The sequence below is a fragment of the Streptomyces sp. NPDC048636 genome, assembly GCF_040650655.1.
Classification (GTDB): domain Bacteria; phylum Actinomycetota; class Actinomycetes; order Streptomycetales; family Streptomycetaceae; genus Streptomyces.
Genome location: NZ_JBEZHR010000003.1, coordinates 171,668 through 196,446, shown reverse-complemented (window position 1 = coordinate 196,446; position 24,779 = coordinate 171,668). Strand labels below are relative to the sequence as shown.

The following is a 24,779-nucleotide window of genomic DNA, read 5'->3' as shown; positions in this document are numbered from 1 at the left end:
CGAACACCCTACGTGGGGGCGGACCGGAGAGATCCGGCCCGTCAGCGGCTCTCTCGCCTGCCGTCCCGCCCACAGGCATACGCCAGGGCACTGACCAGCTCCTCCGCGTCGGGGAGCCAGCGGTTGGCGGCGGTGGGGCGGCGGGCCCACTGGACCGGGCCATGGCGGCCGACCCGGGTCGGGGGCGCGACCACATAATCCCCCTCGCCGCGCGGGACCAGGTCGATCGTGTGCGGCGGCCAGCCGAGGCCGCGCACCAGCTCGGGGACCTTGGCGGCGCCGCCGGGGAGGACGAAGAAGAGCATCCGGCGGGTGGCGGTGGAGGTGACCGGGCCCAGCTCGACGTCGCGCCGCTCCATCCGGGCGAGCGCCAGACAGCCCGCCGACTCGGGGACGTCGAGGGCGTCGAAGGTACGGCCGGTGGGCAGCAGGATCGAGGCGTACGGGCTGGCGGCCCACATCCGGCGGACCGCGACCGCGCTGCCGGTCGCCCGGTTCACCCAGTCCCGGCCGAGTGGATGGGCGCCGGGGGACGGGCAGTCGGCGGCGGCACAGGAACAGCGCTCCGCACCGGCCACCGGCTCCAGCCAGGCGCCGGCGAGCACATCCCAGTGCCGCTCCTCGGCGTAGCGCACCGCGGTGTCGACCAGCCGCTCACCGCGCTGCCGGGGGATCTGCGAGGTACCTGTCACGTCCATGGTCTCTTCCACGCACAGGACAACTTCCGCCGTCAACAAGGGTTACGGCCGGGCACCCGGCCGGGCGGACTTCGCGGACACCCCCTAGGGGTGCGCGCCGACGTCATGCGGGGCGCATGGGTGCATCGCCGGGGGCGCGCATGAGGTCGCGGGAGTGTGAGCGGGTAGCCACCATCCGTGACGGGCGTACGAGTCTCGGCCGCCGTGCCGCGTCGTCCGGGGCGATCGCCGCTCCGGCCTCGTGTCGGTCCCGCACGCGAACGATGCGGCGAAGTGGTCAATACGGGCAAGGTCCGCATTCACCGGCATTCGCCGTATATCCGCGATATCTGCGGGGCATTGATCACAAGGGACGGCAAGAGCCGAGAACGCACAGCAGTCACAGGGGGTAAAGCCATGGCCGCTAGGCCGCTTGTGGCGCGACAGCCGAACGAACGGCTGCAAGCGCTCATCCAGGAAGCCGCGTGCTCCAACGCCGGCTTGGCGCGCAGGGTCAATATGTGCGGCGCCGAGCACGGTCTCGATCTGCGCTACGACAAGACCTCGGTCGCCCGCTGGCTGCGCGGCCAGCAACCCCGGGGGCGCGCCCCGGGGATCATCGCCGAGGCCCTCGGCCGCAAACTGGGCCGCACCGTCACCATCGACGAGATCGGGATGGCCAACGGCAAGAACCTGGCGTCGGGCGTCGGGCTCCAGTTCTCGCCCACGGTCATCGGCGCCATAGAACAGGTCTGTGAGTTGTGGCGGAGCGATGTCGGCCGCCGTGACTTCCTGAGCGGTTCCACGGTCGCCGCGTCCGCGCTGGTCGAGCCCAGCCGCGACTGGCTGATCACCGGGGCCGATGTCCAGGTCGCCCGCACGGCCGGGGCCCGGGTGGGCCGTTCGGATGTGGCGGCGGTGCGCGCCACGACCGAGGCGCTGGTCGAGCTGGACCACCGCTACGGCAGCGGGCATGTCCGCCCCGTCGTCGTCCACTATCTGAACAGTGTGGTCTCCGGGCTGCTCGCCGGTTCCTACCGGGAGGCGGTCGGCCGCGAACTCTTCGGGGCGGTCTCCCGGTTGACGGAGCTGGCCGGATATATGGCGGTCGACACCGGGCAGTCCGGGCTCGCCCAGCGCTACTACATCCAGGCGCTGCGGCTGGCCCAGGCCGCGGGGGACCGGGGTTACGGCGGCTATGTGCTCGCCGCCAGCATGAGCCATCTCGCCGCCCAGCTGGGAAATCCCCGGGAGATCGCGCAGTTGGCCAAGGCCGCGCAGGAAGGTTCGCGCGGCCAGGTGCCGCCGCGCGCCGAGGCGATGTTCCTGGCCGCCGAGGCCCGTGGCCACGCCCTGCTGGGCGACGCCCGCTCCAGCCAGGCGGCGGCCGGGCGGGCGCTGGACGTCATGGACCGGGCCGACGGCAGCGGCGGCGAGACCGGTGACGACCCGCTCTGGATCCGGCATTTCGACCGCGCCTATCTCGCCGACGAACTGGCCCACTGCCATCGCGACCTGGGTCAGGCCGAGTCGGGACGACGGCGTGCCGAAGAGGCCCTGGACGGGCTGCCGGAGGGGCGGGTGCGGCGGCGGGCGATCGCGCTGCTGCTGCTGGCCACAGCGCATGTGCAGGAGCGCGAGGTGGAACAGGCGTGCCAGGTCGGCACCCAGGCGGCGGATCTGCTGGGGACGCTGCGGTCCAGCCGTGGCACCGAGTATCTGGACGACTTCCAGCAGCGGTTGGAGCCGTACCGCGATGAGCCGGTGGTCCGTGAGTTCGGCGCGCGCCTGGAGGTGCACGCCGCCTGACCCGTCCCCCGTCCCCGTCCCTCCGTCGCGGGGACGGGGGACGCATACCTGTGTGGGCGCGTCGGTGGGTGCGCATCGGTAGGTGAGCCGTACATCTGTCGGCGTTTGTTGGGGGTTTGTGACATTCGCCGTCGCGCCGCGGGTCGCACCCGATGCGGCGGCCGCCGGTGGCCGCTGGCGGCCACCGCGTGGAAAAGCCGGGCATCTTGCCTGGTCACAGCGGTGTGCCCGATATGGCGGTGACCAGTCTCTCCCTCTCCGCCCGGTCCGGCGGGCTACGGACCCATCGGCGAACCGGTAGCGTGACCCGACGATTGCGTAAGTTCCGCATAGCCAAGGAGTCCCGGTGACGCAGAGCGGACAGGGGAACGAGCCGCACTTGCCTGCGGTCCCGCCCGCCCAGCCCACGCAACCCGTGCGCGAGGGCGTCGTACTGCCTGCCCAGGGCGATCAGCGGGCCTCGGATCAGCAGCGCCAGGCGGCCCCGGCGGGCGGCCAGGCATGGGGTCAGCCCTGGGGGCCGCAGGGGGCGCCGAGCGCGCCGCCCGGTGCGTCGCCGCAGGGCGCGGACCCGCTGCCGCCGGAGGGCGGTTCCTACGGTCACGCCGCGCCGCTGCCGCCGCAGGGGCAGCCGTACGGACAGCAGCAGGGCTGGGGTTCCTCGCCCTCCCCGGGGCAGCTGCCGCCCGAGGGCCAGCACGCGCCGCAGGGCCAGTTCCCGCCCCAGGGCCCCTTCCCGCCGCAGGGCCAGTTCCCGCCCCAGGGACAGCATGCGCCGCAGGGCCAGTTCCCGCCGCAGGGCCCCTTCCCGCCGCAGGGCCAGCCGCCCGCCCAGGGCCAGCTGCCGCCCCAGGGGCAGTTCCCGCCCCAGGGCCAGTTCCCGCCGCAGGGCCAGCCGCCCGCCCAGGGCCAGCTGCCGCCGGAGCGGTCCGGGCAGCCGTTCCCGGACGCCGCCGACGCGACGCAGGTGCTGCCGCCGCAGCCCGCCGCCCCCGACGCCGAGGCGACCGCGTATCTCCCTCCCATCCCCGGCTCCGGCCCGATACCCGGCGGTCCCGGCCCGATACCCGGCGGTCCGGGGCAGGCGCAGCCGCCCCAGGACAACCCGACCACCCTGCTTCCCAAGGCCGCCAGCGCACCGCTGCCGCCCGAGCGGCCCACGGCCGAATCGCCCGCCGAGTCCACCACCCAGCTGCGCGCGGTACGCCCCGGCCGCGGCGCCCACCGCGGCGGGCAGGCGGCCCAGCCGCTGCCCCCGCAGCCCCCCGTGAACGCAGCCGAGGAGACCCAGGTGCTCCCGGGCCCGGTCGCGGCGGACGAGCCGCCGCGCCCCGGTGCCGCCCCCTTCTCCATCCGGCCGGGCCGCCCGGGAGACCGGCCGCCGCCCGCCGAGTTCGACGGGCTGTTCCGCTCCGACGGCGGCCCGGGGCCGGACGGGCCCGCCGAGACCCAGCAGATCCCGCAGTTCGGCGCCCATGGCCCGGGTGTTCCGCCCACCGGCGGGGAGCCGGGCGGCGGCGGTCGCCGCGGTGATGGCGGCGGTCGGCGCCGGATGTCGCCCGCCGTGCTCATCGGCATCGTGGTGGCGGGCTGCACCATCGCCGGGCTCGCCGCCGGGGCCGCGCTCAGCGCGGGCGGCGACGACGACAAGAAGGACAAGAACACCACCCTCGACAGCCCCACCCCGGGTGACGAGGACAAGGAGCCGACCAAGGCCGCCGACCCCGCGCAGCCGCAGGCGAAGGCGCTGGACCTGCTGCTCGCCGACAGCAACAACAGCCGGGCGTCGGTGATCAGTGCCGTCGGCAACATCAAGTCCTGCAAGAACCTGTCCACCGCCGCCTCGGATCTGCGTACGGCGGCGGGCCAGCGCAACAACCTGGTGACCCGGCTGGACAAGCTCTCCCTGGACAAGTTGCCGAACCACGCGCAGCTGACCACCTCGCTCACCAAGGCGTGGAAGTCCTCGGCCGCGGCCGACAACCAGTACGCGGCCTGGGCCGATCAGGTCGCGGGCAAGCGGGGCTGCCCCAAGGGCAAGGCCCGCAGGTCCCCGCATGTGGGCGCGGCCGAGCGGGCCAGTGGCCAGGCGACCGCGGCCAAGAAGAAGGCGGCCGGGCTGTGGAACCCGATCGCCTCGAAGTACGGACTCACCCGGCACGACGCCACCCAGCTCTGACCCGGGCGCGGTGCGAAGGGGCGGGGCCGGCCGGCCCCGCCCCTTCGCCGTGTCGCGTCTTTCCGCGGTCGGGGGGTCAGCTCGTCGGGTGGTAACGCTCCATCGTCCTGCCCACGTTGACGAAGCCCTTGCGGACGGCGACCAGCCGTCCGTCCCGCACCACCTGATAGGTGACGTCCGCGTTCACGATCCGCGGGTAGTTGGGCACATTGAGCACATCGCCGTAGCCCCAGCGCAGTGTCGGCGTCAGCCCGCCGGTGTCGACCGCGTGGCCGTGGTCCAGCGCCTTGCGCACCGTACTGGCGGTGATCTTCTGCCCGTTCAGCGACTCCAGCGCCGAGCGCAGCACCGTATAGGCGATCCAGGTGGTCTGGGTGCCGGGGTCGGCGGGGTCGATGCGGTTGTCGTCGAAGGCGTACTTGCTGATCACCTTGTTCATCGGGCCCCAGCGCCGGTCGTCCGCGGCCGGGTACCAGCCGGTGGCGTAGGTGCCCTCCAGCGCGCTGGCGTCGCCGCCGGTGCTGTCGACGAGCGACTGCCGCACACTTCCCAGGATCGAGGCGATGCGGACCTTGGGGTAGTCCTCCTGGACCCGGCGGAAGGAGTCGAAGAAGGTGCCGGTGCGGTTGCCCAGCGCCGCGGTGACACAGGAGCCGTCCAGCTCGGTGTCCTCGCCGACGGCGCTGCCCGGCGAACCGGTGGCGCCCACGCCCTCCAGGGCGCCGCGGGCCTGCCGGGTGTAGTCGCCCGCGTCCTCGGGGGCGCGGACGTCGTGCGCGGCACCGCGCTCGCCCGCGCGGAGGCCGGTGTCGAGCAGTTCGGGCAGTTCGTCGCCCGCGATGGTGTCGGGGCGGACGAGCGAGACGCGCTTGCAGACGGAGGCGAGCTGACGGCCGTTGCCCACCAGCAGGGCCGCCTGGCCGCCGTTGACGGGGTAGGAGTAGGGACTCTCGAACTCCTCCTGGGTGAGCCCGTAGCCGCCTATGTAGGGGATGCCCGCGACCTCGAGCGGGGAGATGAACGAACGGCCGTGCTGGCTGTACGACCCGACGACCGCGACCGCCTTCTCCTCCTTGGCCCGCTGGGCGCAGCGGGCCGCCTGGATCGCGTCGTTGCGCTCGTTGCAGGTGACGATCCGCAGCTTGCGTCCGCCGATCCCGCCGGAGTCGTTGACCCAACGGGCGTATGCCTTCGCCATGGCGGGCATACCCGGCATATTGGTCGCCTTGGTGCCCTCGGGTGCCCAGGTCATCACGGTGATGGACTCGCTGTCGGCCCCGTCCGCGAGGGTGCCGCACCCGGCGAGCAGCGGTGCTGCGACCACCGTGCACAGTGCCGCGACCGCGGCTTTGAAGGGGCGGGAGGGCAGGCGTCGCCGGACGGTCATAGAGATCGAGACTGTCCTCGTACGCGGAACTCCACCGCTATGTGACGCCAATGGAGGGTGGCTACAAGATGAACACCGGGGGGCGGGTCGTCCGTGGATGTGAAGAACGTACGATCGATAACTGTGCAAGGTTCGGAGAAGTCTTCCCGTCGTGGCCGTCGCTCCAGCACCATGGGCGGCATGCCTGTCAACGACATGCCGTGGTGGCGCTGGCGCAGCAATGTGCGCTCGGCGCTGCACATGCTCGCCGATCCGGTTTTCCAGCGGGAGTGCTGGCTGGCCGGCCAGGATGGATATGGGGATGTCACCGACGCCGTCTACCGGCTCGTCGAGGACACCTGGCTGGACAACTGGTCCGCCGAGAAGTACGTCGGGACGGTCTTCCGCGACTCGCAGGAGGCGGCGCTCGTCGACGTCGCCGTGCTGCGGGTGCTGAGGATCATGCACCAGGTGGGTGCCGACGCCCAGGTCTCGGCCTATATCGACCACCACGGGTGGCCGGAGGCGGTCCGGGCGGCGCGGGAGGCCCATGTGCGGCTCGCCACCAACGACGGTGAGGATCCGGACGTGCCGCCGCGGACGCTCGAGGTGCTGGCGATCATGACGCGCGCGGTCTGAGGCCCGTCGCGGGTGTGCGACGCTATGGAGTCATGAGCGAGTCGCATTCCGCCCCCGACCGGTCCGACCGGGTCGGCCAGTCCGGCGGTCCCGATCAGTACATCCTGACGCTGTCCTGCCCGGACAAGCAGGGCATCGTGCACGCGGTGTCCAGCTTCCTCTTCATGACCGGGTGCAACATCGAGGACAGCCAGCAGTTCGGGGACCGCGACACCGGGCTCTTCTTCATGCGGGTGCACTTCCGCGCGGACGCGCCGGTGCGGGTGGAAGATCTGCGCGCCAGCTTCGCGGCGGTCGGCGAATCGTTCCGGATGGACTGGCAGATCCACCACGCGGACCAGAAGATGCGCGTCCTGCTCATGGTCAGCAAGTTCGGGCACTGTCTGAACGACCTGCTGTTCCGGTCGCGGATCGGGGCGCTGCCGGTGGAGATCGCCGGGGTGGTCTCCAACCACACCGACTTCGAGGCGCTGGTGGGCTCCTATGGGATCCCGTTCCACCACCTCCCGGTGACCAAGGACACCAAGGCGCAGGCGGAGGCCGAGCTGCTGGAGCTGGTCCGCGCCGAGCGGGTGGAGCTGGTGGTGCTGGCCCGCTATATGCAGGTGCTCTCGGACGATCTCTGCAAGCAGCTCTCGGGCCGGATCATCAACATCCACCACTCCTTCCTGCCGAGCTTCAAGGGCGCGAAGCCGTATCACCAGGCGCATGCGCGCGGGGTGAAGCTGATCGGTGCCACCGCGCACTATGTGACGGCCGACCTGGACGAGGGCCCGATCATCGAGCAGGAGGTCGAGCGGGTGGGCCATGAGCTGACCCCGGACCAGCTGGTGGCGGTCGGCCGGGATGTGGAGTGCCAGGCGCTGGCGCGTGCGGTGAAGTGGCACAGCGAGCGGCGGGTGCTGCTGAACGGCCACCGTACGGTCGTCTTCAACTGACCGGCCGGGGTCCGTATGGGCCGCGCCGGAGTACGGGCCGCCGGGCCGCCCGGGTCTCCGGATCAACGGGGCCGGTGGTTCCGGGTGCGCTCAGAGCCGGGACAGCGAGGCGGTCGCGTAGAGGACGTCCCTGATGGCCTCGATATCGCCGGACTGGCCCGCGGCGGCCTCGGCGGGCGGCACATGGCCCGCGGCCAGCTGGTAGAACGCCTCGCCGTCCAGGGCGATATGGGCCACCTTCTCCTCCGGCGAGGCCAGCGCGGCCGGGGAGTCCAGCGGGATGTACCAGTCGCCGCCGCCGGTGCCCTCGACCTCCAGATGGAGCGTACGGCCCGGGGAGCCCGCCGCGACCAGCCGCCGGGGCGGGGCGGCGAGCCCGGCGCGGCGGCGCTCGGCCAGAGTGCCCGGAAGCTGCCGTACGCACAGGTCGATCATGGCCTTGAGGTGGCCGGAGGCCGGGGGTTCGTACGGGTAGTCGACGGCCTCGGCGATGTCCCCGGCGTGCACCCAGCACTCGAAGGCGCGGTCCAGGAAGGCGTCGCGCAGGGGCAGCGCGAAGTCGCCGTAGGGCACGTCGAGATCGGACACCCCGCTGCCGGCGAACGACACCGTGCGGACCAGGGTGTGGCCCTGCTCCCGCCACAACTCCCGGACGCTTGTGTGCGGTCCGGCGCCGTGCGCGGCCACGGGCCCGGTCTGCCAGTACGCCTCGGTGCGCGCCGACGGTGAGCCGGACACCGCGGTGCCGAGCGGATCGGGGAGGCCGAGGGAGGCGGCGATCAGGCCGTCCACCACCATGAGATGGCCGATCACCCCGGCGACGGTGGTGTCCCGTCCGGTGAGCCGCTGGCCGTCGAACCACCTGAGCCGTACCGGGGCCCGCCACTCGGCCTCGCCCATATCGCGCAGCAGCGCGTCCAGCCGGGCGGCCTCGGCGTCGTACGCGGCGGCCCAGCCGGGCACCGGGATACGCGCCGGGCGGCGGCCCAGACAGCCCGAGAGCACCCGGGAGCGCAGCAGGGGATCGAGGTCGAGGCTGTGCTCGGAGTGCAGCAGTCCGACCGCCTCGCGCAGCCGCAGCGCCTCCTCGGCGCAGGAGTTGCAGTCGTTGAGGTGGTCCTCGACGGCGGCGGTCTCCTCCTGGGAGCACGCGGTCAGCGCCCAGGCGCCGAGCAGCGAGCGGAGCAGATCGTGTGAGGGAGGCCAGGGCACCGGGGCGGGCTCGGCCGCGGGTGCGGGCCTCGGCTCCGGCGCGGCAGCGGCCGCGGGCTCCGGCGTCGGCGTGGGTGTCGGCTCGGGTCCGGACACGGCGGCCGGAGGTCCGGGAACGGCGGCCGGGGGCTCCACCGGCCCGGAGCCGGGCCGCCGTGGTGCGGGGATCCCGGTGTTCAGGACGCCCGGCCAGTGGCCGCAGTCCTCGGCGGCCGGGCGGGGCGGAGGTATACGGGGCGGTCCGAACGGTTCAGGAGGGATACCGGTCTCATCCCCCTTGCCGGGGCCGCCTCTTCCCTCGTCCGAGCCATCGGCGTGACCTTCGTCACGCTCGCCGCGGGAGGGGCCGCCGCCGTGACGGTCCGCGCCGGGGCGGTCGCCGAACGCGTCGTCACCGAGTGCGTCGTCGCCGAACGCGTCCTCGCCGTGCGGCTCCGGACCGCCCGCCCCGCTCACAGCGCCCGTCCGTAACCGGGCGGCGGGACGGCGCGCGCGGGCTGGACATAGGCGGTGGACAGCAGTTGGAGGCCCAGCCGCAGACGGCGCCGCGCCTCGTCCTCGGTCACCCCGAGGGCGGCCGCGGCCTCGCGGTAGTCACGGCGGTCGAAATAGGCCAGCTCCAGGGCGGCGCGCAGCGGGGCGGGCATCGAGGTGACGATGTAGTCGGCGCGGGCGGCCACCGACGCGTCGCGGATCCGCTCCTCGATGTCCTCGGTGGTCACCTCGCCCTCCTCGGCCGCGGCGGCCTGTGACCGGCGCAGCCACCCCACCGCATGGCGGTGGGTGAGCATGGCGACCCAGGAGCGCATCGAACCCCTCCTGGGGTCGTAGGCGTCCGGGTTCTCCCAGATGTAGCCGAAGATTTCACGGGTGACGCGGTCGGCCGCCTCCTCGTCCTCCAGGACGCGATGGGCGAGATGATGGACAATCGAGGCAAAACGGTCATACAACTCACCGAGTGCGGCCGCTTCGCCGCGTGCGAGTCGCTGTTGCATCCTGCGGTCCCAGCGGGGCGGTGCGTCATTCGGCATACGGCCCCCATCCCTGAGTCGTCCGGCCGGGTTTCCGGGCGCTGTGCCCGCGTCCCTATCGAATGTAGTGCCGGGGGCTGATACAACGCGCGTCCATAAGGCAAAGCTCGGCGCGAGCAGGCCGCACATGGTATTGACGCCTTCACTTTGCGCGGGATTGGCGAGACGAAACGCTTCGCCGAGGCATAGGGTCGATTCCCACGGCGTGTGCCAGGGGGAGTTTCATGCGCTGGTGGGCGGGCAGCCGCCCGGGAACAGCAAATTCCGGTTAGCGGCGAGCGAAGGGCTTCGAGCGCGTGACGTTGAAGGTGATGGAGGACCGCCGGGGGGAGTGGGTCGTACTCCAGGTATCCGGCGAGATGGACCTGGTGACCTCGCCCGCGGTCCGGCAGCACGTCCACGACGCGGTCGCCGAAGGCCGCCACTGGCTGGTGCTCGACCTGTCGGAAGTCCGGTTCTGCGACTCCAGCGGCGTCGGTGTGCTCATCGCCGCGCGGCGGCTGATGCGGTCCTGTTCCGGTCGGCTGCGGCTGATCCTGCCGCCCCAGGACGCGGCGCACGGCTCCCATGTCCACCGGGTGCTCGCGGCGCTCGGGGTGCGGCGGCTGTTCGACGTCCACCCGGACCTGGCCGCGGCCACCGAGCCGGACGAGGACGACGAGGACGCGGTCGGCTCCCTCTCGGCCTGACCCCCGCCGCCCCCTCGCGAGCTCGCCGCGCTCGCCCGCGCACTCCTTACGAACGGCTCGCCCGCGGCGGTGCCTTCGGGAAGTCCGCCCGTACCACGAAGCCCCCGTCGTCCGTCGGCTCCGCCTTGAGCGTTCCGCCCAGCAGTTGGGCCCGCTCGCGCAGTCCGACCAGCCCGTGTCCACCGCCGGGCAGTCCGGGGGGCGCGGCGGACGCGTCCGGTGGCCCGTTGCGCACCTCGACCCGCAACTCCCGTGACTCCTCCAGATCTCTGACCCGTACCGTCACCCGTGCCCCCGGCGCGTGTTTGCGGACGTTGGTCAGCGCCTCCTGCACGATCCGGAAGGCGGCGCGCTCCACCGCCTCGGCGGTACGCCCCTCCTCCTCGCCCGTCTCGCCCTCCGCGGCGGTGTCCGTCTCGTACGCGACGTCCAGCGCGCTCAGTTCGATCAGCCGGGGCAGATCCGCCAGCCGGGGCTGAGGGGTCAGGTCCTCCAGATCGCCTCCGGCCGCGCGCAGGATCCCGACCATATGGCGCAGCTCGTCCAGGGTGCGGACGGAGAGTTCGCGGATGGTCCGCGCGCCCTCCCGCGCCTTGGCGTCCTCGGCGCTGATCTGCACCGCCCCGGCCTGGAGGCTGATCAGGCTGACCTGATGGGCCACGACATCGTGCATCTCGCGCGCCAGCCGCGCCCGTTCGGTGCTCAGCACCTGCTCGGCGATCAGCTCGTCGGCGTGGCGGCGGCTGCGGGTGAGGTCCTCTATCCGGGCGGCGAGTTCGCTGCGGGTGCGCACCAGCAGCCCCAGCGCGATGGGGCCCACGGAGGTCACACAGGCGTCGATCATGACGAGGGTGTTGTCCCGGTAGGCGGTGGGCTCGAAGTCGGAGACCGGCCAGGGGATGAAGTGCGCGGCGGCCAGCAGCAGCGCCAGGACACCGAGCAGTCGGCGGTCCGGGCGGCGCCGGGCCACCGTATAGAGCGCGATCATCGGCGCGAACCAGATGTAGCCGATGAGGATCCCCGGCAGCGTGGTGAGGAAGACCAGCGCGGGAAGGCGGCGGCGCAGCAGCAGGGCCGCCGCGGCCACCAGCGAGACGTTCAGCTCCAGGCCGAAGGTGACGCCGTTGACGAGCAGGGCGTCGGCCACCGCCAGGACGACCGGGATCAGCAGCGAGCCCCACTGGGCGGCCCAGGGGGGCAGCCGCCGTCGCGGCGGATGGGCGGGGGGCCGCATGTCCTCGAAGAGGGGGCTGGGGGAGGCACGGAGGGGGGAGACTGTCATCGGATCCCGCCTATCGGGGGGCGGCCGGCGATGAGTCCGGCGCGGTCGGCGACGATGGCCGCCTGGACACGGTTGAGGCCGCCGAGTTTGCCGAGCACCGCCCGGACATGGTCCTTGACGGTGCTGGCGGCCAGCCCCATCCGGTCGGCGATCTGGGGGTTGGCGAGGCCCTCGCCGAGGAGGGCGAGCACCTCGCGTTCGCGCGGGGTGAGGGCCTCGATCGCCTCGGACGCGGTGACCTCGGCCTCGGCGGCGAGGAAGCCGCCGATCACGGCACGGGTGACACCGGGATCCAGCACACTGCCGCCCTGGGCGAGGGTCCGTACGGCGCGGACGAGCTGTTCCGGATCGGTGTCCTTCAGGAGGAAGCCCGCCGCTCCGGCCCGCAGCGCCGCGGCGAGGTACTCCTGGACGTCGAAGGTCGTCAGCATGGCGACGGCGGGGGCGCGGGGTGCGGCCCGCACCTGTCTCAGTACGGTCAGCCCGTCGGCGTCCGGCATCCGGATGTCGAGCAGGACCACATCGGCTCCGCTGCGCAGCACGGTGTCCACCGCGCCCGCGCCCGAGCAGTCCGCGACCACCTCGATATCCGGGGCGGTGCCCAGGATCAGCCGCAGGCCGGAGCGCACAAGAGCCTCGTCGTCCACCACAGCAACACGGATCACCGGCCGCCCCCTCTCCTCAGCTGTCATGCCCATTGCCTGGACAGCCTGCCGTATGCGGGGCGGAAAATGGAGCGTTTCACTCCGCCCAGTTGGGGGAGACACCCCCGCCGGTCGGCGGGGGTGACAGGAGACCAGCGGCGGATGCCGGTCCGGCCGTCCGCCGGGCAGAGTGGACCACATGCTGCACCACCCCGCGGGGTCGACCCGGACCCCAACCCCGTCACCGCGTCGTAGGGCCTCTCGGCGCGTAGTGACTGCCGTGGATCTGACCGGTCCCGGTATGGGTCAATCAGCGGGGCGCTGCCGCGCTCAGGCCGCCGCGACCCCCACACGCGGCGGCCTGTCCACCTTTTGACCGCCCGCCGCGCCGTGTGCGCAGACCCAGCGCTGACCGGCCCCCCGCGGGGGGAGGGACCGGCCTCCGCCCGGCATCGCCGGGGTCGGACAGCACGGACGGCGGGCGCGTCACCTCGCTGACGCGTCGTTCCGCGCGCATGTCTCGGTGCGCCTGTCTGTTCTGCGTGACGGCCGTGCATCGTGCTGTTCCTCCGGCTGTTGCCTCCGGCTTTGGTCTGTTCTGACGCCCTTGTCAGACGGGCGGTTCGGCGGGAGCCGGACCCAATGTGGTGGTGCCCGGCGCCGCCCGGTGGCCCAGGCCCGTGCGGTACGCGTCCATCGCGGCCTCCAACCGCCCGCCGCGCCGCAGCAGATCGCCGAGGAGCCTGCACAGATCGGCCAGGTCCCCGGCCGCGCCCGTGCGTTCCAGCAGCGACAGCGCCGCACAGTAGTGCTCTTCGGCGGTGTCGGCGTCGCCCCGCTCATCGGCTATCAGCCCCAGCAGCCGGTGGGCGCCGCCCGCGTGCACCGCGCCGCGCTCGGCGGTGAGCCCGGCGCCGTCGGCCGCGTCGGCCCCGTAGGCCGGGGTCTCCCCGTCCTCCTGCGTACCCGGCTCCGGGCCGGGGGAACGGGCCAGCAGCGGCAGCAGCAGGGCCTCCGCCTCGGCGGCGCGCCCCCGGCGGCGCAGCACATCCGCGAGCTCCACCTCCACCTGGACGGTGAACAGCGCCGCCCGCCTGGACGCCAGCATGTCGCGCGCGGTGCGCAGCTCGCGCTCGGCCCGTTCCAGATTGCCGTCCTGCGCGTGCACATAGCCGCGCATCCAGTGGCAGTGGGCCAGGTCGGTGTGGATCCGCAGCTGTTCGTAGAGCTCCTGGGCCTTGGCGAGCGAGGCGTCGGCCTCCGCGGTGCGGCCCTCGGCTATCAGGGTGCGGGCCACCCCGCGGTGCATCCGGGCCACCAGACCCGGATCGTCCACCTGGGGGGCCAGGGCGAGCGCCAGCTCGGCGGCGCGCACCGCGCGGCCATGCGCGCCCATGTCCATGTACGGGGCGATGGCCGCGGTGTAGAGCAGCAGCAGGGCGTTGGGGTCGTGCAGTCCGGAGGCGTTCAGCTCGTCGATGGCGCTCTCCAGCAGATAGCAGGAGTAGCGCAGTTCGCCCGCCAGCAGATGGGCCACCGCCCGGCCGCGGATCGCCGGGACCCGCCGCGGCAGCGGCTCCTCGGCCAGCAGCCGTTCCACCGCCTCGAAGTGATCACGCGCGGTGATCAGTTCACCGGTCTCCAGCGCGCAGTCGCCCAGCCCCAGCCGCGCCGCCGCCCGCTCCTCGGCGAAGCCGAGCCGTTCCGCCTCGTCGTGCAGCTCCTCGAAAAGCGCGGCCGCGTCCTCGGCGGCACCGGCCGCCAGCTCCCGCCGGGCGTCGGTGAGTCCGGCCCGCAGCCGGGTGGCGTCCACGGGGGAGCGTCCGGTGGTCAGCTCCTCGTAGCTCACCCCGAGCCGTCCGGCGAGATGGCGCAGCGCGGCCTCGGAAGGGCGGACCTTGCCGGATTCGAGGGTGGAGACATAGGCGGCGGTGTACGCGGGCTCGGCGAGCTGGCGCTGGGTGAACCCGCGCTCGGTGCGCAGCCGCAGCACCCGGCGACCGATCTGACCGGTCGTGTCCGCCGTCCGCCCGTCTCCGGAGCTGGTCTCGGCCACCGTGCCCTCTTCTCCCCGGCTGTAGCTTAATCGCCGAGCTAAGTCCATTTACGTGAGGATTAAAAGATGCTTGAGGCGAGGAAATCGGGACCCGCCCGTCCGGGTACTGAGACGACCGCGGTCCGTCAGCCGGGGCTGCTCCTCACCGACCACCACTTCGAGGTACCGCTCGACCATACGGCCCCCGACGGCGAGCGGATCGGGGTTTTCGCACGCGAGGTGGTCGCCGCGGACCGTGTGGGCGGCGACCGGGACGAGCTTCCCTGGCTGCTCTACCTGGAGGGCGGGCCGGGCTTCGGGGCACCGCGTCCGGTGGGCCGCTCCGGCTGGCTGGACCGGGCGCTGGACGAGTACCGCGTGCTCCTGCTCGACCAGCGCGGCACCGGCCGCTCCACCCCCGCCACCCGGCAGACCCTGCCGCACCGCGGCACCCCCGAGCGGCAGGCCGACTACCTCGCCCACTTCCGTGCCGACGCGATCGTGCGGGACTGCGAGCTGATACGCGGGCGGCTGACCGGCGGCCGCCCCTGGACCGTGCTCGGGCAGAGCTACGGCGGCTTCTGCGCGGTCAGCTATCTCTCGTACGCCCCCGAGGGTCTGGACACCGTCCTGATCACCGGCGGACTGCCCTCACTCGACGCCGGCGCCGACGCGGTCTACCGCGCCGCGTATCCGCGGATGGAGCGCAAGTCCCTGGCGCACTACGGCCGTTACCCGGGTGACGCGGAGACCGTCCGCGCCGTGGTCCGGCACCTCGCCTCGCGCGAGGAGGTGCTGCCGGACGGCACCCGGCTCACCCCGGCCGCCTTCCAGCAGCTCGGCATCCTGCTCGGCGGCGGCGACGGCTCCCACCAACTCCACCACCTGCTGGAGGACCCGTTCGTGCCGACCCCCGACGGGCCCCGGCTCGCCGACGCGTTCCGCGAGCGGGTGGCGGCCGTGCTCTCCCGCGCCGCCAGCCCGCTCTACGCGCTGCTGCACGAGTCGATCTACGCCCAGGACGGCCGCGCCACCGACTGGTCGGCCCACCGGGTCCGCACCGAGTTCCCCGGCTTCGACGCGGAGACGGCGGCCGCGGGCGACGGCCCGGTGCTCCTGACCGCCGAGACCGTCCACCCCTGGATGCTGGACACCCACGCGGCGCTGCGCCCACTGCGCCGCACCGGCGAACTCCTGGCCGCGCGCACCGGCTGGGGCCCGCTGTACGACGCGGAGCGGCTGGCCCGCAACACCGTGCCGGTGGCCGCCGCCGTCTACCACGACGACCTGTATGTGGACACCGCGCACGCCCTCACCACCGCCCGCGCCATCCGGGGGCTGCGCACCTGGGTGACCGACGAGTTCGAGCACGACGGGGTGCGGACCGGGGGCCGTACGGTGCTGGACCGGCTGCTGCGGCTGGCCCGTGACGAGGCGGTGTGAGACCGCCCCGCGAATCCCCTTGGGGGAGTGGCGGGTTCCGGGGGAATGTGGCGGACGCCATGTCAGGTTTCCCTCGGAATTGCCGCGTTCTTATTGCCCGGCACAGGCCCGCCCCGTAGGTTGAGCCGCAAATTAACCCGGCTTAACCAGCCGCTTATGGGATTGTTTTCGGGAGCCACTGTGCGACGACACATACGCCGACGCGTCCCCCTCCGCCTCGCTGCCACCGCCGGGGGCGTCGCCCTGGCCGCCGCGCTCACCGCGACCGCGACGGCGACCACCGGCGGAGCGGCCAGTTCCGGTGACGCCCCGGCGGCCGCTCCCGCCCAGGGCACCCACGAGGTCGAGTACTTCAGCCGTCCCGGCGCCCACCCCCGGCACACCGAGGTCCCGGCCGCCACCCCCGGGCGCCTGACCCGTGCCGACCGTTCGCTGTCCACCGCCGAGAAGGCGGACGACGGCGATGTCGGCTCGGTCATCACGAAGGGGCCGGTCGACGACAAGGTGGACGTCGTCTTCATCGGCGACGGCTACACCGCCTCCCAGCAGGAGGACTTCCACACCGATCTGCGCGCCAAGTGGAACGAGATATCCGCGGTCGAGCCGTACGCCTCGTACCGGGACCTGTTCAACGTATGGTCCGTGGACGCCGTCTCCAACCAGTCCGGTGTCTCCGGCGACCCCGGTAAGGACGTCGTCAAGGACACCGCCCTCGACTCGTACTTCTGGTGCGACGACCTCGAGCGGCTGCTGTGCGTCAACACCGACAAGGTCGAGTCCTACGCCGCCAAGGCCCCGCAGGCCGATCTGGTGGTCGTGCTCTCCAACTCCGCCAAGTACGGCGGCGCGGGCTACACCGTCACCTCGCAGGTCGGCTATGACGGCATAGCCACCGCCTCCTCCGACCACGCCGACTCCGACCAGGTCGCCGTGCACGAGACCGGCCACTCGCTCGGCAAGCTGGCCGACGAGTACGTCTATCCGGACAACGGCACCTACACCGGTGCGGAGCCCGAGGAGGCCAACGCCTCCACGCTGAGCGCGGACCAGATGGCCGATCAGCAGAAGAAGTGGTACCGCTGGCTGGGCCAGACCTCACCGGACGGCGGTGCGGTCGGCGCGTACGAGGGCGGGCGCTACTACCCCAAGGGCATCAACCGCCCCACCGACAACTCCATCATGCGCACCCTGGGCCGGGAGTTCAGCCTGCCCGGCCGGGAGGCGATGATCGCGGGCTTCTACCGCCACGCGAGTGTGGTCAGCAGCCGGACGCCCGCCGACAAACCGGTCCGGCGCAAGGCGACGCTGACGGTGCAGATCCCCAAGAAGGCGTCCCTGAAGTGGTACGTGGACGGTGACGAGGTCCGCTCCGCGCGCGGCAAGAAGTCCGTGACCCCGGCGTCCCTCGGTGTCCGCTCCGACGGCAAGACCCACCGCGTCACCGTCAAGGCGACCGACACCACCCGTGCGGTGAAGGACCCGGCGCTGCGGAAGCTGCTGACCGACTCCCGTACCTGGAAGGTCGTCCGCTGACGGCCTGACCCGCCCGGCGCGCCCCAGGCGCGCCCACCCGAACCGCCGCCCCGTGGACCCCCGCCGCGGGGCGGCTTCATGCGCCCGGGGCCGGAGTCCGGCCGACTGTCGGCCGATGCGATGCGATGCGATGCGATGCGATCCGATCCGATGCGGGGCGGCCGCGGTCCGCCCCTGAACATCGGCACATCCCAGGTTTCCTCAAGCCGTGGCCGCGCTCAATCGCCCATGGGGGCGGGCGGCCGGTCGTGTGTTCCGGTGGCGCGTCGATCATCCGACAACGCGCCGGTCAACGGGCCGGTCAACGGGCCAGCTCGCGCTCCAGTTTCGTGGGGAAGCGTGTGGTGATCCGGGTTTCGCCCAGCCACCCGCTGAGCCGCGCCGCCTCCGCCTCCAGCGCCGTCCGTGCCTCCCGCCCCGTATCGGCGAAGAGCCGCCACACCACCTCGCCGTCGGCGCGCTGGGTCCAGGCGCCCACGATCCGGCCGTTCCACCACACCGTGGGGCCGATGTTGCCGGTGCCGTCGAAGAGCGCGGGCACCCGCTCCGGGTCGAGGTACCAGTCGCGCAGCTTCCAGCCCATGGCCGTCGGATCCAGGCTCGGCAGCAGCGCGGCCCAGGGCTCGCACGCGGCCACCGGCTCCTCGTCCCCCTCCGCCACGAACCCCGGCCCCTCCGCCAACTCCACGGCCACCGCCCGCACATCGGTCAGCGCCCGCCGGGTGTCGGTGACCGTCCACCCCGTCCACCACTTCAGATCGGCCTCGGTCGCCGGGCCGAACGCCCGCAGCCAGCGTCCCGCGAGCTCCGCCTTGGCCTCGCGCACCGGTACCTCGGGCAGCGCCTCCGCCGGGGCCCACGGGAAGAGACTGCTGTTCCAGGTGGCGCGCGGACGGCAGCGGCGCACCAGCCCGTCGGCGGCGAGCAGCCGCAGCAGCCTGCTGCCGACGCTCTGCCGCGCCTCGTAGGGCTTCCCCGGCGACATCACGAGCGTCGCGCGCAGCGCGGCCACGTCCTCGCACAGTTCGGCGGTGGTGGCCTCGCCGCGTACCGCGAGCGCCGCCAGGGTGTCCTTCTCGGCCCCGGCCAGCCGCTCCTCGTCCCAGCCGTCCGCGCGCTCCCGTAGGTGCTTGACCAGCATGGCGCGTTCACGGACCGCGATGGCCCGCCCGGCGCCCGCGTACACGGCGGGGGCGAGTCCGGCCGTCACCGCGAACATGGTGCGGCGCATACAGAGCAGCCGCACCAGCGAGAGATCCTGGTAGAACGCCCGGTCCACCTCCTCCGCGCGGGGCTCGCGCAGCCGTGCGCACGCCGACAGATAGACGGTGGCCGGGTCGGTGGCGTGCAGGGCCACCAGCGCGTCCGTGACCTCCTCGACGGTGGCCGCGCGGGTGGACGGCGCCAGCAGATGGCGCCGTCCGAGCCGGGCGCGACGCTGTTCTGCGGAGATACGGAGTGTGGGCGCATCGGTCATACGGCCGACGGTAGAGCGCGTACCGGACATCTGCTGTCAGGTATCGGCGGCCGTGGCCGCGCCCCAAGATCGCCTCCATGGGTGAGGCAAGATGAGGCCATGGGCAACTTCGGGGGCGAGGGACACCTGATCGCGGGCCGGTATGAACTGGTGTCGCGGCTCGGGCGCGGCGGTATGGGCACGGTGTGGCGGGCGGTCGACCAACTGCTGGGCCGGGATGTCGCGGTCAAGGAACTGCATGTGGACGACGAGGGGCTGTCGGTCCTGGACGTCCAGCTGCGCGGTGAGCGCACCCTGCGCGAGGCCCGTACGGTCGCCCAGATCAAGCACCCCAATGTGATCGTCCTGCACGATGTGGTCGAGGAGGACCAGCGCGCCTGGATCGTCATGGAGCTCGTCGACGGGGCCTCGCTCGCCGACCGGCTGGCCGCGCGGCCACCGCTCGGTCCGCGCGAGGCGGGCCGGATCGCGCTGGCGCTGCTGGACGCCCTGCGCGCCGCCCACGCCCGCGGGGTGCTGCACCGGGACCTCAAGCCCGCCAATGTGCTGGTGGAGTCGGGCACCGACCGGGTGGTGCTCACGGACTTCGGGATCGCGCAGGTCTCGGGGGCCACGACGATCACCGAGACCGGTTCGTTCGTCGGCTCGCCCGAATACACCGCACCGGAGCGGATGTCGGGGCGGCGGACCGGACCGGAGTCGGATCTGTGGTCGCTCGGGGTGCTGCTGTGCGCCCTGGTGAGCGGCCGGACCCCGTTCCACCGCGACTCGCTGGCCGGGGTGCTGCACGCCGTCGTCTTCGACGAGATCGCGGTGCCCGAGGCCGCCGGGGGGCTGAAGCCGGTCGTCGAGGGGCTGTTGCTGCGGGAGCCGGAGCGGCGGCTGAGCGGGGAGGAGGCCGCGCGGCTGCTGCGGGCGTATGTGGAGTCGGGGGACACCCCGGAGATGCCGCTGCCGTGGACCGAGCCCCGGCCGGGCCGGGCCCTGGTACGGGAAGCCCCGCCGCGCCCGGCCCCCGGCCCGCCCCCCGAAGCCGCACCGCCAGCCGCGCCCCCCATCGAACCGCCCCCGGGCCAGCCCGGCGAACTCGGCCACCCGGGCCTGTCCGGCGAACCGGGCCTGTCCGGCGAGCCCGGCCAGCCGGGCCAGTCCGGCCAGTCGGCCCACTCCGGCCAGCCGGGTCAGCCGGGCCAGTTCGGTCAGCTTGGCCAACCGGATCAGTCCGGCCAGCCTGGGAAGCTGGAAGAGCTCGGACAGCTCGGACAGCTCGGACAGCCCGGACAGCCGGGTCAGTTCGGAGAGTCCGGTCAGTCCGGAAGTCCTGGAGCGCCCGGCCAGCTTGGCCAGCCGGGCCAGTCCGGCCAGCTTGGCCAGCCGGGCCAACCAGATCAGCTCGGCCAGCCGGGCCAGTTCGGCCAGCCTGGGGGGCCGGGCCAGCCCGGAGGGCCGGGGGAGTTCGGGCTGTCCGGCGCGGCCGGGAAGTCAGGCGCGGCCGGGAAGTACGGCCGTGGCGGCCGTAAGGCGGTGCTGGCTCTCGTCGCCGTCCTGGCGCTGGCCGGGGCGGGCGCGGGCGCCGTGGCGCTGCTGAACGACGGCGGCGACCACAAGACGACGAACAACGGCACGAGCCGCACCGGCGATGACGGCCGCAACAGCGGCGGAAAGACGCCCTCGCACACCCCGGAGCCCGGGACCTCCCCGTCCGGCGGCGTACCCGAGGGCTATGAGCGGGTGGAGGATCCGCTCGGCTTCTCGCTCGCCGTACCCAAGGGGTACAGCCGCTCGTACAAGCAGTCCCGGGTCTACTACTACTCACCGGGCCAGGAGTTCCGGATCGGTGTGCAGATCCAGCCGCGGGACCCCAAGGGCCCGCTGGGGCTGAGCCGGGAGGCGGACGCCAAGGGGCCCGCGGACTACCCGGGCTACCGCAACGGCCAGGTCATCGAGACCACCCAGCATGGACGGCCCGCCGCGCTCTGGGCGTTCGTCTGGAACGGTGGCGCGGACGACGGCGGCTCACGGCAGACGTTCGACCTGAGCTGGGACGAGAACGAGAAAATGTGCGATCTATGGCTTTCCGCCCCGGTAGCGCAAAAAGGTGAGGGAAAGCGGCATTTCGATATCGCCGTCCGTACATTTACCCGTTCCGGCACGGCGAACTGACCCCCGCCGCAACGTCTTTGTCACGAGCGTTCCGCTGGGCCAGGGACCGGTGGCGGATCCAGCCACCCGACCGGTAAAGATTGGGCCATGACGAACGACGGGGGTCGGGCGAACGAGCCCACCAGCTACACCCTGCGGCCGCCGGACGCCCCGGAGGCGCCACCCCAGGGGCCGCGGCCTCCGGCGAGCCCCGACGAACCGGCCCGGCACCCGGCGCGGCGGCCGCCCGCCGCCCGGTCCGCGGACCCGGACGCCGGACGGGTCGTCGGCGAGCGCTACCGGCTGGTGGCCCGGCTCGGCCACGGCGGTATGGGCACCGTCTGGCGCGCCCGGGACCAGGTCATGGACCGGGAGGTGGCGGTCAAGGAGCCGCGGGTCCCGGACCATCTGCCGGACGGCGAGCGGCAGACGGTCTACCGGCGGATGGAGCGCGAGGCGCGCGCCGCGGCCCGGATCGACCACCCCTCCGTCGTCACCGTGCATGACGTCGTGGTCGAGGAGGGGCGGCCCTGGATCGTGATGGAGCTGGTGAGCGGGCAGTCGCTGGCCGACCGGCTGACCGAGGGCACGCTCGATCCGCGCGAGGCGGCCCGGATCGGCCTCGCGGTGCTGGGCGCGCTGTCCGCCGCCCATGACGCCGGGGTGCTGCACCGCGATGTCAAACCGGACAATGTGCTGCTCGGCCGGGACGACCGGGTGGTGCTCACCGACTTCGGCATCGCCCAGATCGAGGGCGAGCAGGGGCTCACCGAGACCGGCGGTTTCGTCGGCTCGCCCGAGTTCACCGCGCCCGAGCGGGTGCTGGGGCAGCGGCCGGGGCCGGAGTCGGACCTGTGGTCGCTGGGCGTGGTGCTGTACGCGGCGGTCGAGGGCGTGTCCCCGTTCCGCCGCAGCCACTCCCCGGCCACCCTCCAGGCCGTGTTGCGGGCCGAACCGCAGACGCCCGCGCGCGCCGCGGGGTCGCTGGGCGACATCACCATGCGGCTGCTGCGCAAGGACGCTCTGGAGCGTCCGTCCGCCCAGGAGGTCCGGCAGGCGCTGGAGACCGCGGTCCGTCCGCCGCGGCATACGCCGACCCTCGCCACGGCTGGTGCGCCCACGATGGTCGCGCACGGCGTTCCGACCATGGCCCTCGGGCACGGGTTCGGCGCGGCGGCCCCCGCGCCTCCTGAGCCCTCCGGGAACCGCTTCGTCCCGCCCGTCCTGCACAGGAACCGTAAGGCCCAGATAGCCCTGGGCGCGCTGGTGCTGCTGGTGGCCGCCGCCCTGGTGCTGGTGCTGGCGAAGCCGTTCGCGAGCGAGAGTCCGTTGCCGTCGGGCTGGGCCGAGCGCGAGGAGCGCGATGTGGTCGGGGCCTCCCTGGCGGTGCCGGAGAACTACAAGCGGGTGCAGAAGGACTCGTCCTACAACTCCGGCCCGGTGGTCTCCTTCACGGACCCCAGCGGCGTTTACAAGATCAAAATCAGTGCGACGGCAGGGGATTCGCAGCGCAAGATCACCACGCTGGACGAGGCGGCCGGCTACCTCACCAAGTACAACGAGGACGGCGCGCTGTCCACGATGGACGAGCCCAAGGTGGCAAGGAAGGGCGCCGAGCAGCAGGGCGACCCCGCCGTCGATCTCGAGACCACCTACTACGAGCCCGGCACCAGCTCCGACAACCCGCGTATCGCCTATGTGGACCGGGACCATCTGTACGTCAAGAACAAGATCGCCTGGCAGCTGACGGTGACCATGCCCGCCCAGGGCGATGCGCGCAGGACCGGCGACACGATGTACGCGGACATCCTGAAGAACTTCAAGATCCACCAGGGCTTCCGCCTCGACACCGACTGAGCCGCGGACCGGCCCGTCGGCCGACCCGTCGACCGGCCCGTCACCACACGTCGCGCCAGCGATCGCTGGCGCGATTGTGTGTGACCGGTGAAGGCGAGTTACCGACGGGTACCCAAACCGGCCGCGGCCGCCTACTCTCAGCCGCATGACGGAGACGCAGGACAGCGCACGCGCACAGAGCGGCACCACCACCGCCCCCGCCGACGGCAATCCGGTCGCGGCCCCGGGCACCCGCACCGCCGCCGACGTCGTCACCCCCGAGCTGGTCGCCCGGCTCGCCAAGGGCGTCGTGGGCAGCGGCAGCACCGTCAACCACACGCCGTTCACCGGCGAGGTCCTCGCCGCGGAGCTGCCCGAGTCCACACCGGAAGACGTCGCCACCGCCTTCCGGCAGGCCCGTGAGGCCCAGCGGGCCTGGGCCGCCCTGCCCATACGCCGTCGCGCCGCAGTCCTCCTCCGCTTCCACGATCTGCTGCTGCACCGGCAGTCGGAGATCCTGGACCTCATCCAGCTGGAGACCGGTAAGACCCGGCTGCACGCCCATGAGGAGATCCAGGGCGTGGTGCTGGCCGCCCGCCACTACGGCCGCAAGGCCCACGGCTATCTGCGGCCCAAGGGCCGGGTCGGTGTCGTACCGACCCTGACCAAGGTCACCGAACTGCGCCAGCCGCGCGGTGTCGTGGGCCAGATCGCGCCCTGGAACTATCCGCTGGAGCTGTCCGTCGGCGACGCGATCCCGGCCTTCGTCGCCGGTAACGCGCTGGTGATGAAGCCCGACACCGAGACCTCGCTGACCGCCCTGTGGGCGCGGGAGCTGATGCTCGAGGCCGGTATGCCCGCCGGGGTGTGGCAGATCGTGCTGGGCGAGGGACCGGTGGTCGGCCCGGCCGTCGTCGACCACGCCGACTACGTCTCGTTCACCGGCTCCACCCGCACCGGCCGCGGGGTGGCCCAGGCCGCCGCCGCCCGGCTGGTGGGCTGCTCCCTCGAACTCGGCGGCAAGAACGCCATGCTGGTGCTGCGCGACGCCGACGTCGAGAAGGCGGCCGAGGGCGCGGTGCGCGCCTGCTTCGCCTCCGCCGGACAGCTGTGCATCTCCATCGAGCGGCTGTACGTCCATGAGTCGATCGCGGACGCCTTCCTGGAGCGGTTCGCCGCCCGCACCAAGGCGATGCGGCTGGGCAACGCGCTCGCCTACGGCGCCGAGATGGGCTCGCTCGTCTCCGACCGCCAGCTGGACACCGTCACCCGCCATGTGGAGGAGGCGGTCGCCAAGGGAGCCACGGTCGTCGCGGGCGGCCGCCCCCGGCCCGATATCGGCCCCTACTTCTACGAGCCCACGATCCTCGACGGTGTGGAGCCGCCGATGGCCGTGTGCGCCGAGGAGACCTTCGGACCGGTCGTCTCGATCTACCGCTTCACCGACGAGGACGACGCCGTCGAGCGCGCCAACGCCACCGCGTACGGGCTCAACGCGAGCGTCTGGACCAAGGACGGCGGCCGCGGCCGGGCCGTCGCCGCCCGGCTGCGCGCCGGAACGGTCAACGTCAACGAGGCGTACGGCGCGGCCTACGGCAGCGTCAACGCCCCCATGGGAGGTATGGGCGACTCCGGGCTCGGCCGCCGGCATGGCTCGGAGGGGATCCTCAAATACACCGAGGCGCAGACGGTCGCTCACCAGCGGCTGATGCCCCTGGGCCCGTCCTTCGGGATGACGGATGAGAAGTACGCGGCCTTCATGACCCGCAGCCTGCGCGCGATGAAGGCACTGCGCCTGCGCTGACCAGCACGTATCCACGGAGGTACCCGTTGTCAGGGGACAAGTC

General features: G+C 72.8%; 19 protein-coding genes. 11 read left to right on the top strand and 8 right to left on the bottom strand.

Annotated features, from left to right (window positions below; genetic code table 11):
• Positions 1-41: 41 nt before the first annotated feature.
• The gene (locus AB0C66_RS11430) at positions 42-698 is read right to left on the bottom strand and encodes a bifunctional DNA primase/polymerase (RefSeq protein ID WP_362435956.1); all 657 of its coding nucleotides are present in this window, start codon (positions 696-698) and stop codon (positions 42-44) included.
• Between the two features lie 396 nt (positions 699-1,094).
• Between AB0C66_RS11430 and AB0C66_RS11425 the strand changes: the two genes are divergently transcribed.
• Both AB0C66_RS11425 and AB0C66_RS11420 read left to right on the top strand, forming a co-directional pair.
• Positions 1,095-2,486 (top strand): transcriptional regulator, encoded by a 1,392-nt coding sequence (locus tag AB0C66_RS11425; RefSeq protein ID WP_362435954.1) that lies wholly within the window; start codon positions 1,095-1,097, stop codon positions 2,484-2,486.
• A gap of 346 nt (positions 2,487-2,832) precedes the next feature.
• Entirely contained in the window at positions 2,833-4,665 is a 1,833-nt protein-coding gene (locus AB0C66_RS11420) for a hypothetical protein (RefSeq protein ID WP_362435952.1), read from the top strand.
• A gap of 76 nt (positions 4,666-4,741) precedes the next feature.
• Here AB0C66_RS11420 and AB0C66_RS11415 read toward each other — a convergent pair whose 3' ends face one another.
• Positions 4,742-6,052, bottom strand: a complete 1,311-nt coding sequence (locus AB0C66_RS11415) for an ABC transporter substrate-binding protein (protein ID WP_362435950.1) — start codon at positions 6,050-6,052, stop codon at positions 4,742-4,744.
• A 117-nt stretch (positions 6,053-6,169) separates the two neighbouring features.
• Here AB0C66_RS11415 and AB0C66_RS11410 point away from each other — a divergent pair, with 117 nt between their 5' ends.
• On the top strand, positions 6,170-6,670 hold the full coding sequence (locus AB0C66_RS11410; protein ID WP_362436652.1) for a hypothetical protein: 501 nt from the start codon (positions 6,170-6,172) through the stop codon (positions 6,668-6,670).
• A gap of 32 nt (positions 6,671-6,702) precedes the next feature.
• Positions 6,703-7,608 (top strand): formyltetrahydrofolate deformylase, encoded by a 906-nt coding sequence (gene purU / locus AB0C66_RS11405; protein WP_362435948.1) that lies wholly within the window; start codon positions 6,703-6,705, stop codon positions 7,606-7,608.
• A 90-nt stretch (positions 7,609-7,698) separates the two neighbouring features.
• On the opposite strand, the gene AB0C66_RS11400 is transcribed toward purU, so the two are convergent.
• Positions 7,699-9,081, bottom strand: coding sequence for an immediate early protein (locus tag AB0C66_RS11400; protein ID WP_362436650.1), 1,383 nt, complete (start codon positions 9,079-9,081; stop codon positions 7,699-7,701).
• A 54-nt stretch (positions 9,082-9,135) separates the two neighbouring features.
• On the opposite strand from AB0C66_RS11400, the gene AB0C66_RS11395 reads away from it, so the two are divergent.
• The gene (locus tag AB0C66_RS11395) at positions 9,136-9,291 is read left to right on the top strand and encodes a hypothetical protein (protein WP_362436691.1); all 156 of its coding nucleotides are present in this window, start codon (positions 9,136-9,138) and stop codon (positions 9,289-9,291) included.
• On the opposite strand, the gene AB0C66_RS11390 is transcribed toward AB0C66_RS11395, so the two are convergent.
• Complete coding sequence (locus AB0C66_RS11390) at positions 9,273-9,851, bottom strand: sigma-70 family RNA polymerase sigma factor (protein ID WP_362435946.1); 579 nt, start codon at positions 9,849-9,851, stop codon at positions 9,273-9,275. The two genes, AB0C66_RS11395 and AB0C66_RS11390, sit on opposite strands and share 19 nt — an antisense overlap.
• A 311-nt stretch (positions 9,852-10,162) precedes the next feature.
• Between AB0C66_RS11390 and AB0C66_RS11385 the strand changes: the two genes are divergently transcribed.
• On the top strand, positions 10,163-10,540 hold the full coding sequence (locus AB0C66_RS11385) for an STAS domain-containing protein (protein WP_362436648.1): 378 nt from the start codon (positions 10,163-10,165) through the stop codon (positions 10,538-10,540).
• A gap of 46 nt (positions 10,541-10,586) precedes the next feature.
• Here AB0C66_RS11385 and AB0C66_RS11380 read toward each other — a convergent pair whose 3' ends face one another.
• From AB0C66_RS11380 to AB0C66_RS11370, 3 genes are all read right to left on the bottom strand, one after another.
• A complete protein-coding gene (locus AB0C66_RS11380) occupies positions 10,587-11,774 on the bottom strand; it encodes a histidine kinase (protein WP_362436646.1) in 1,188 nt (395 codons plus the stop codon).
• A gap of 44 nt (positions 11,775-11,818) precedes the next feature.
• Entirely contained in the window at positions 11,819-12,487 is a 669-nt protein-coding gene (locus tag AB0C66_RS11375; RefSeq protein WP_362435944.1) for a response regulator transcription factor, read from the bottom strand.
• Between the two features lie 589 nt (positions 12,488-13,076).
• The gene (locus AB0C66_RS11370; RefSeq protein ID WP_362436644.1) at positions 13,077-14,522 is read right to left on the bottom strand and encodes a helix-turn-helix transcriptional regulator; all 1,446 of its coding nucleotides are present in this window, start codon (positions 14,520-14,522) and stop codon (positions 13,077-13,079) included.
• A gap of 66 nt (positions 14,523-14,588) precedes the next feature.
• Between AB0C66_RS11370 and AB0C66_RS11365 the strand changes: the two genes are divergently transcribed.
• Both AB0C66_RS11365 and AB0C66_RS11360 read left to right on the top strand, forming a co-directional pair.
• On the top strand, positions 14,589-15,944 hold the full coding sequence (locus AB0C66_RS11365) for an alpha/beta fold hydrolase (RefSeq protein ID WP_362435942.1): 1,356 nt from the start codon (positions 14,589-14,591) through the stop codon (positions 15,942-15,944).
• Between the two features lie 180 nt (positions 15,945-16,124).
• Positions 16,125-17,477 carry a M64 family metallopeptidase gene (locus AB0C66_RS11360; protein WP_362435940.1) on the top strand — a complete coding sequence of 451 codons (1,353 nt, stop codon included), beginning with the start codon at positions 16,125-16,127 and terminating at the stop codon, positions 17,475-17,477.
• Between the two features lie 301 nt (positions 17,478-17,778).
• On the opposite strand, the gene AB0C66_RS11355 is transcribed toward AB0C66_RS11360, so the two are convergent.
• Positions 17,779-18,954, bottom strand: a complete 1,176-nt coding sequence (locus AB0C66_RS11355; protein ID WP_362435938.1) for a winged helix DNA-binding domain-containing protein — start codon at positions 18,952-18,954, stop codon at positions 17,779-17,781.
• Positions 18,955-19,053: 99 nt separating this feature from the next.
• On the opposite strand from AB0C66_RS11355, the gene AB0C66_RS11350 reads away from it, so the two are divergent.
• From AB0C66_RS11350 to AB0C66_RS11340, 3 genes are all read left to right on the top strand, one after another.
• Positions 19,054-21,117 carry a protein kinase gene (locus AB0C66_RS11350; protein WP_362435936.1) on the top strand — a complete coding sequence of 688 codons (2,064 nt, stop codon included), beginning with the start codon at positions 19,054-19,056 and terminating at the stop codon, positions 21,115-21,117.
• 87 nt (positions 21,118-21,204) lie between these two features.
• Complete coding sequence (locus AB0C66_RS11345) at positions 21,205-22,953, top strand: protein kinase (protein ID WP_362435934.1); 1,749 nt, start codon at positions 21,205-21,207, stop codon at positions 22,951-22,953.
• A gap of 145 nt (positions 22,954-23,098) precedes the next feature.
• Entirely contained in the window at positions 23,099-24,736 is a 1,638-nt protein-coding gene (locus tag AB0C66_RS11340) for a succinic semialdehyde dehydrogenase (protein WP_362435932.1), read from the top strand.
• Positions 24,737-24,779: the final 43 nt, after the last annotated feature.

What these genes read in the sequence shown, in the direction of transcription:
- AB0C66_RS11430 (WP_362435956.1), bottom strand. Translation starts at nt 698, where the DNA reads ATGGACGTGACAGGTACCTCGCAGATCCCCCGGCAGCGCGGTGAGCGG.
- AB0C66_RS11425 (WP_362435954.1), top strand. Translation starts at nt 1,095, where the DNA reads ATGGCCGCTAGGCCGCTTGTGGCGCGACAGCCGAACGAACGGCTGCAA.
- AB0C66_RS11415 (WP_362435950.1), bottom strand. Translation starts at nt 6,052, where the DNA reads ATGACCGTCCGGCGACGCCTGCCCTCCCGCCCCTTCAAAGCCGCGGTC.
- purU (WP_362435948.1), top strand. Translation starts at nt 6,703, where the DNA reads ATGAGCGAGTCGCATTCCGCCCCCGACCGGTCCGACCGGGTCGGCCAG.
- AB0C66_RS11390 (WP_362435946.1), bottom strand. Translation starts at nt 9,851, where the DNA reads ATGCCGAATGACGCACCGCCCCGCTGGGACCGCAGGATGCAACAGCGA.
- AB0C66_RS11385 (WP_362436648.1), top strand. Translation starts at nt 10,163, where the DNA reads ATGGAGGACCGCCGGGGGGAGTGGGTCGTACTCCAGGTATCCGGCGAG.
- AB0C66_RS11380 (WP_362436646.1), bottom strand. Translation starts at nt 11,774, where the DNA reads ATGCGGCCCCCCGCCCATCCGCCGCGACGGCGGCTGCCCCCCTGGGCC.
- AB0C66_RS11365 (WP_362435942.1), top strand. Translation starts at nt 14,589, where the DNA reads ATGCTTGAGGCGAGGAAATCGGGACCCGCCCGTCCGGGTACTGAGACG.
- AB0C66_RS11355 (WP_362435938.1), bottom strand. Translation starts at nt 18,954, where the DNA reads ATGACCGATGCGCCCACACTCCGTATCTCCGCAGAACAGCGTCGCGCC.
- AB0C66_RS11350 (WP_362435936.1), top strand. Translation starts at nt 19,054, where the DNA reads ATGGGCAACTTCGGGGGCGAGGGACACCTGATCGCGGGCCGGTATGAA.
- AB0C66_RS11345 (WP_362435934.1), top strand. Translation starts at nt 21,205, where the DNA reads ATGACGAACGACGGGGGTCGGGCGAACGAGCCCACCAGCTACACCCTG.
- AB0C66_RS11340 (WP_362435932.1), top strand. Translation starts at nt 23,099, where the DNA reads ATGACGGAGACGCAGGACAGCGCACGCGCACAGAGCGGCACCACCACC.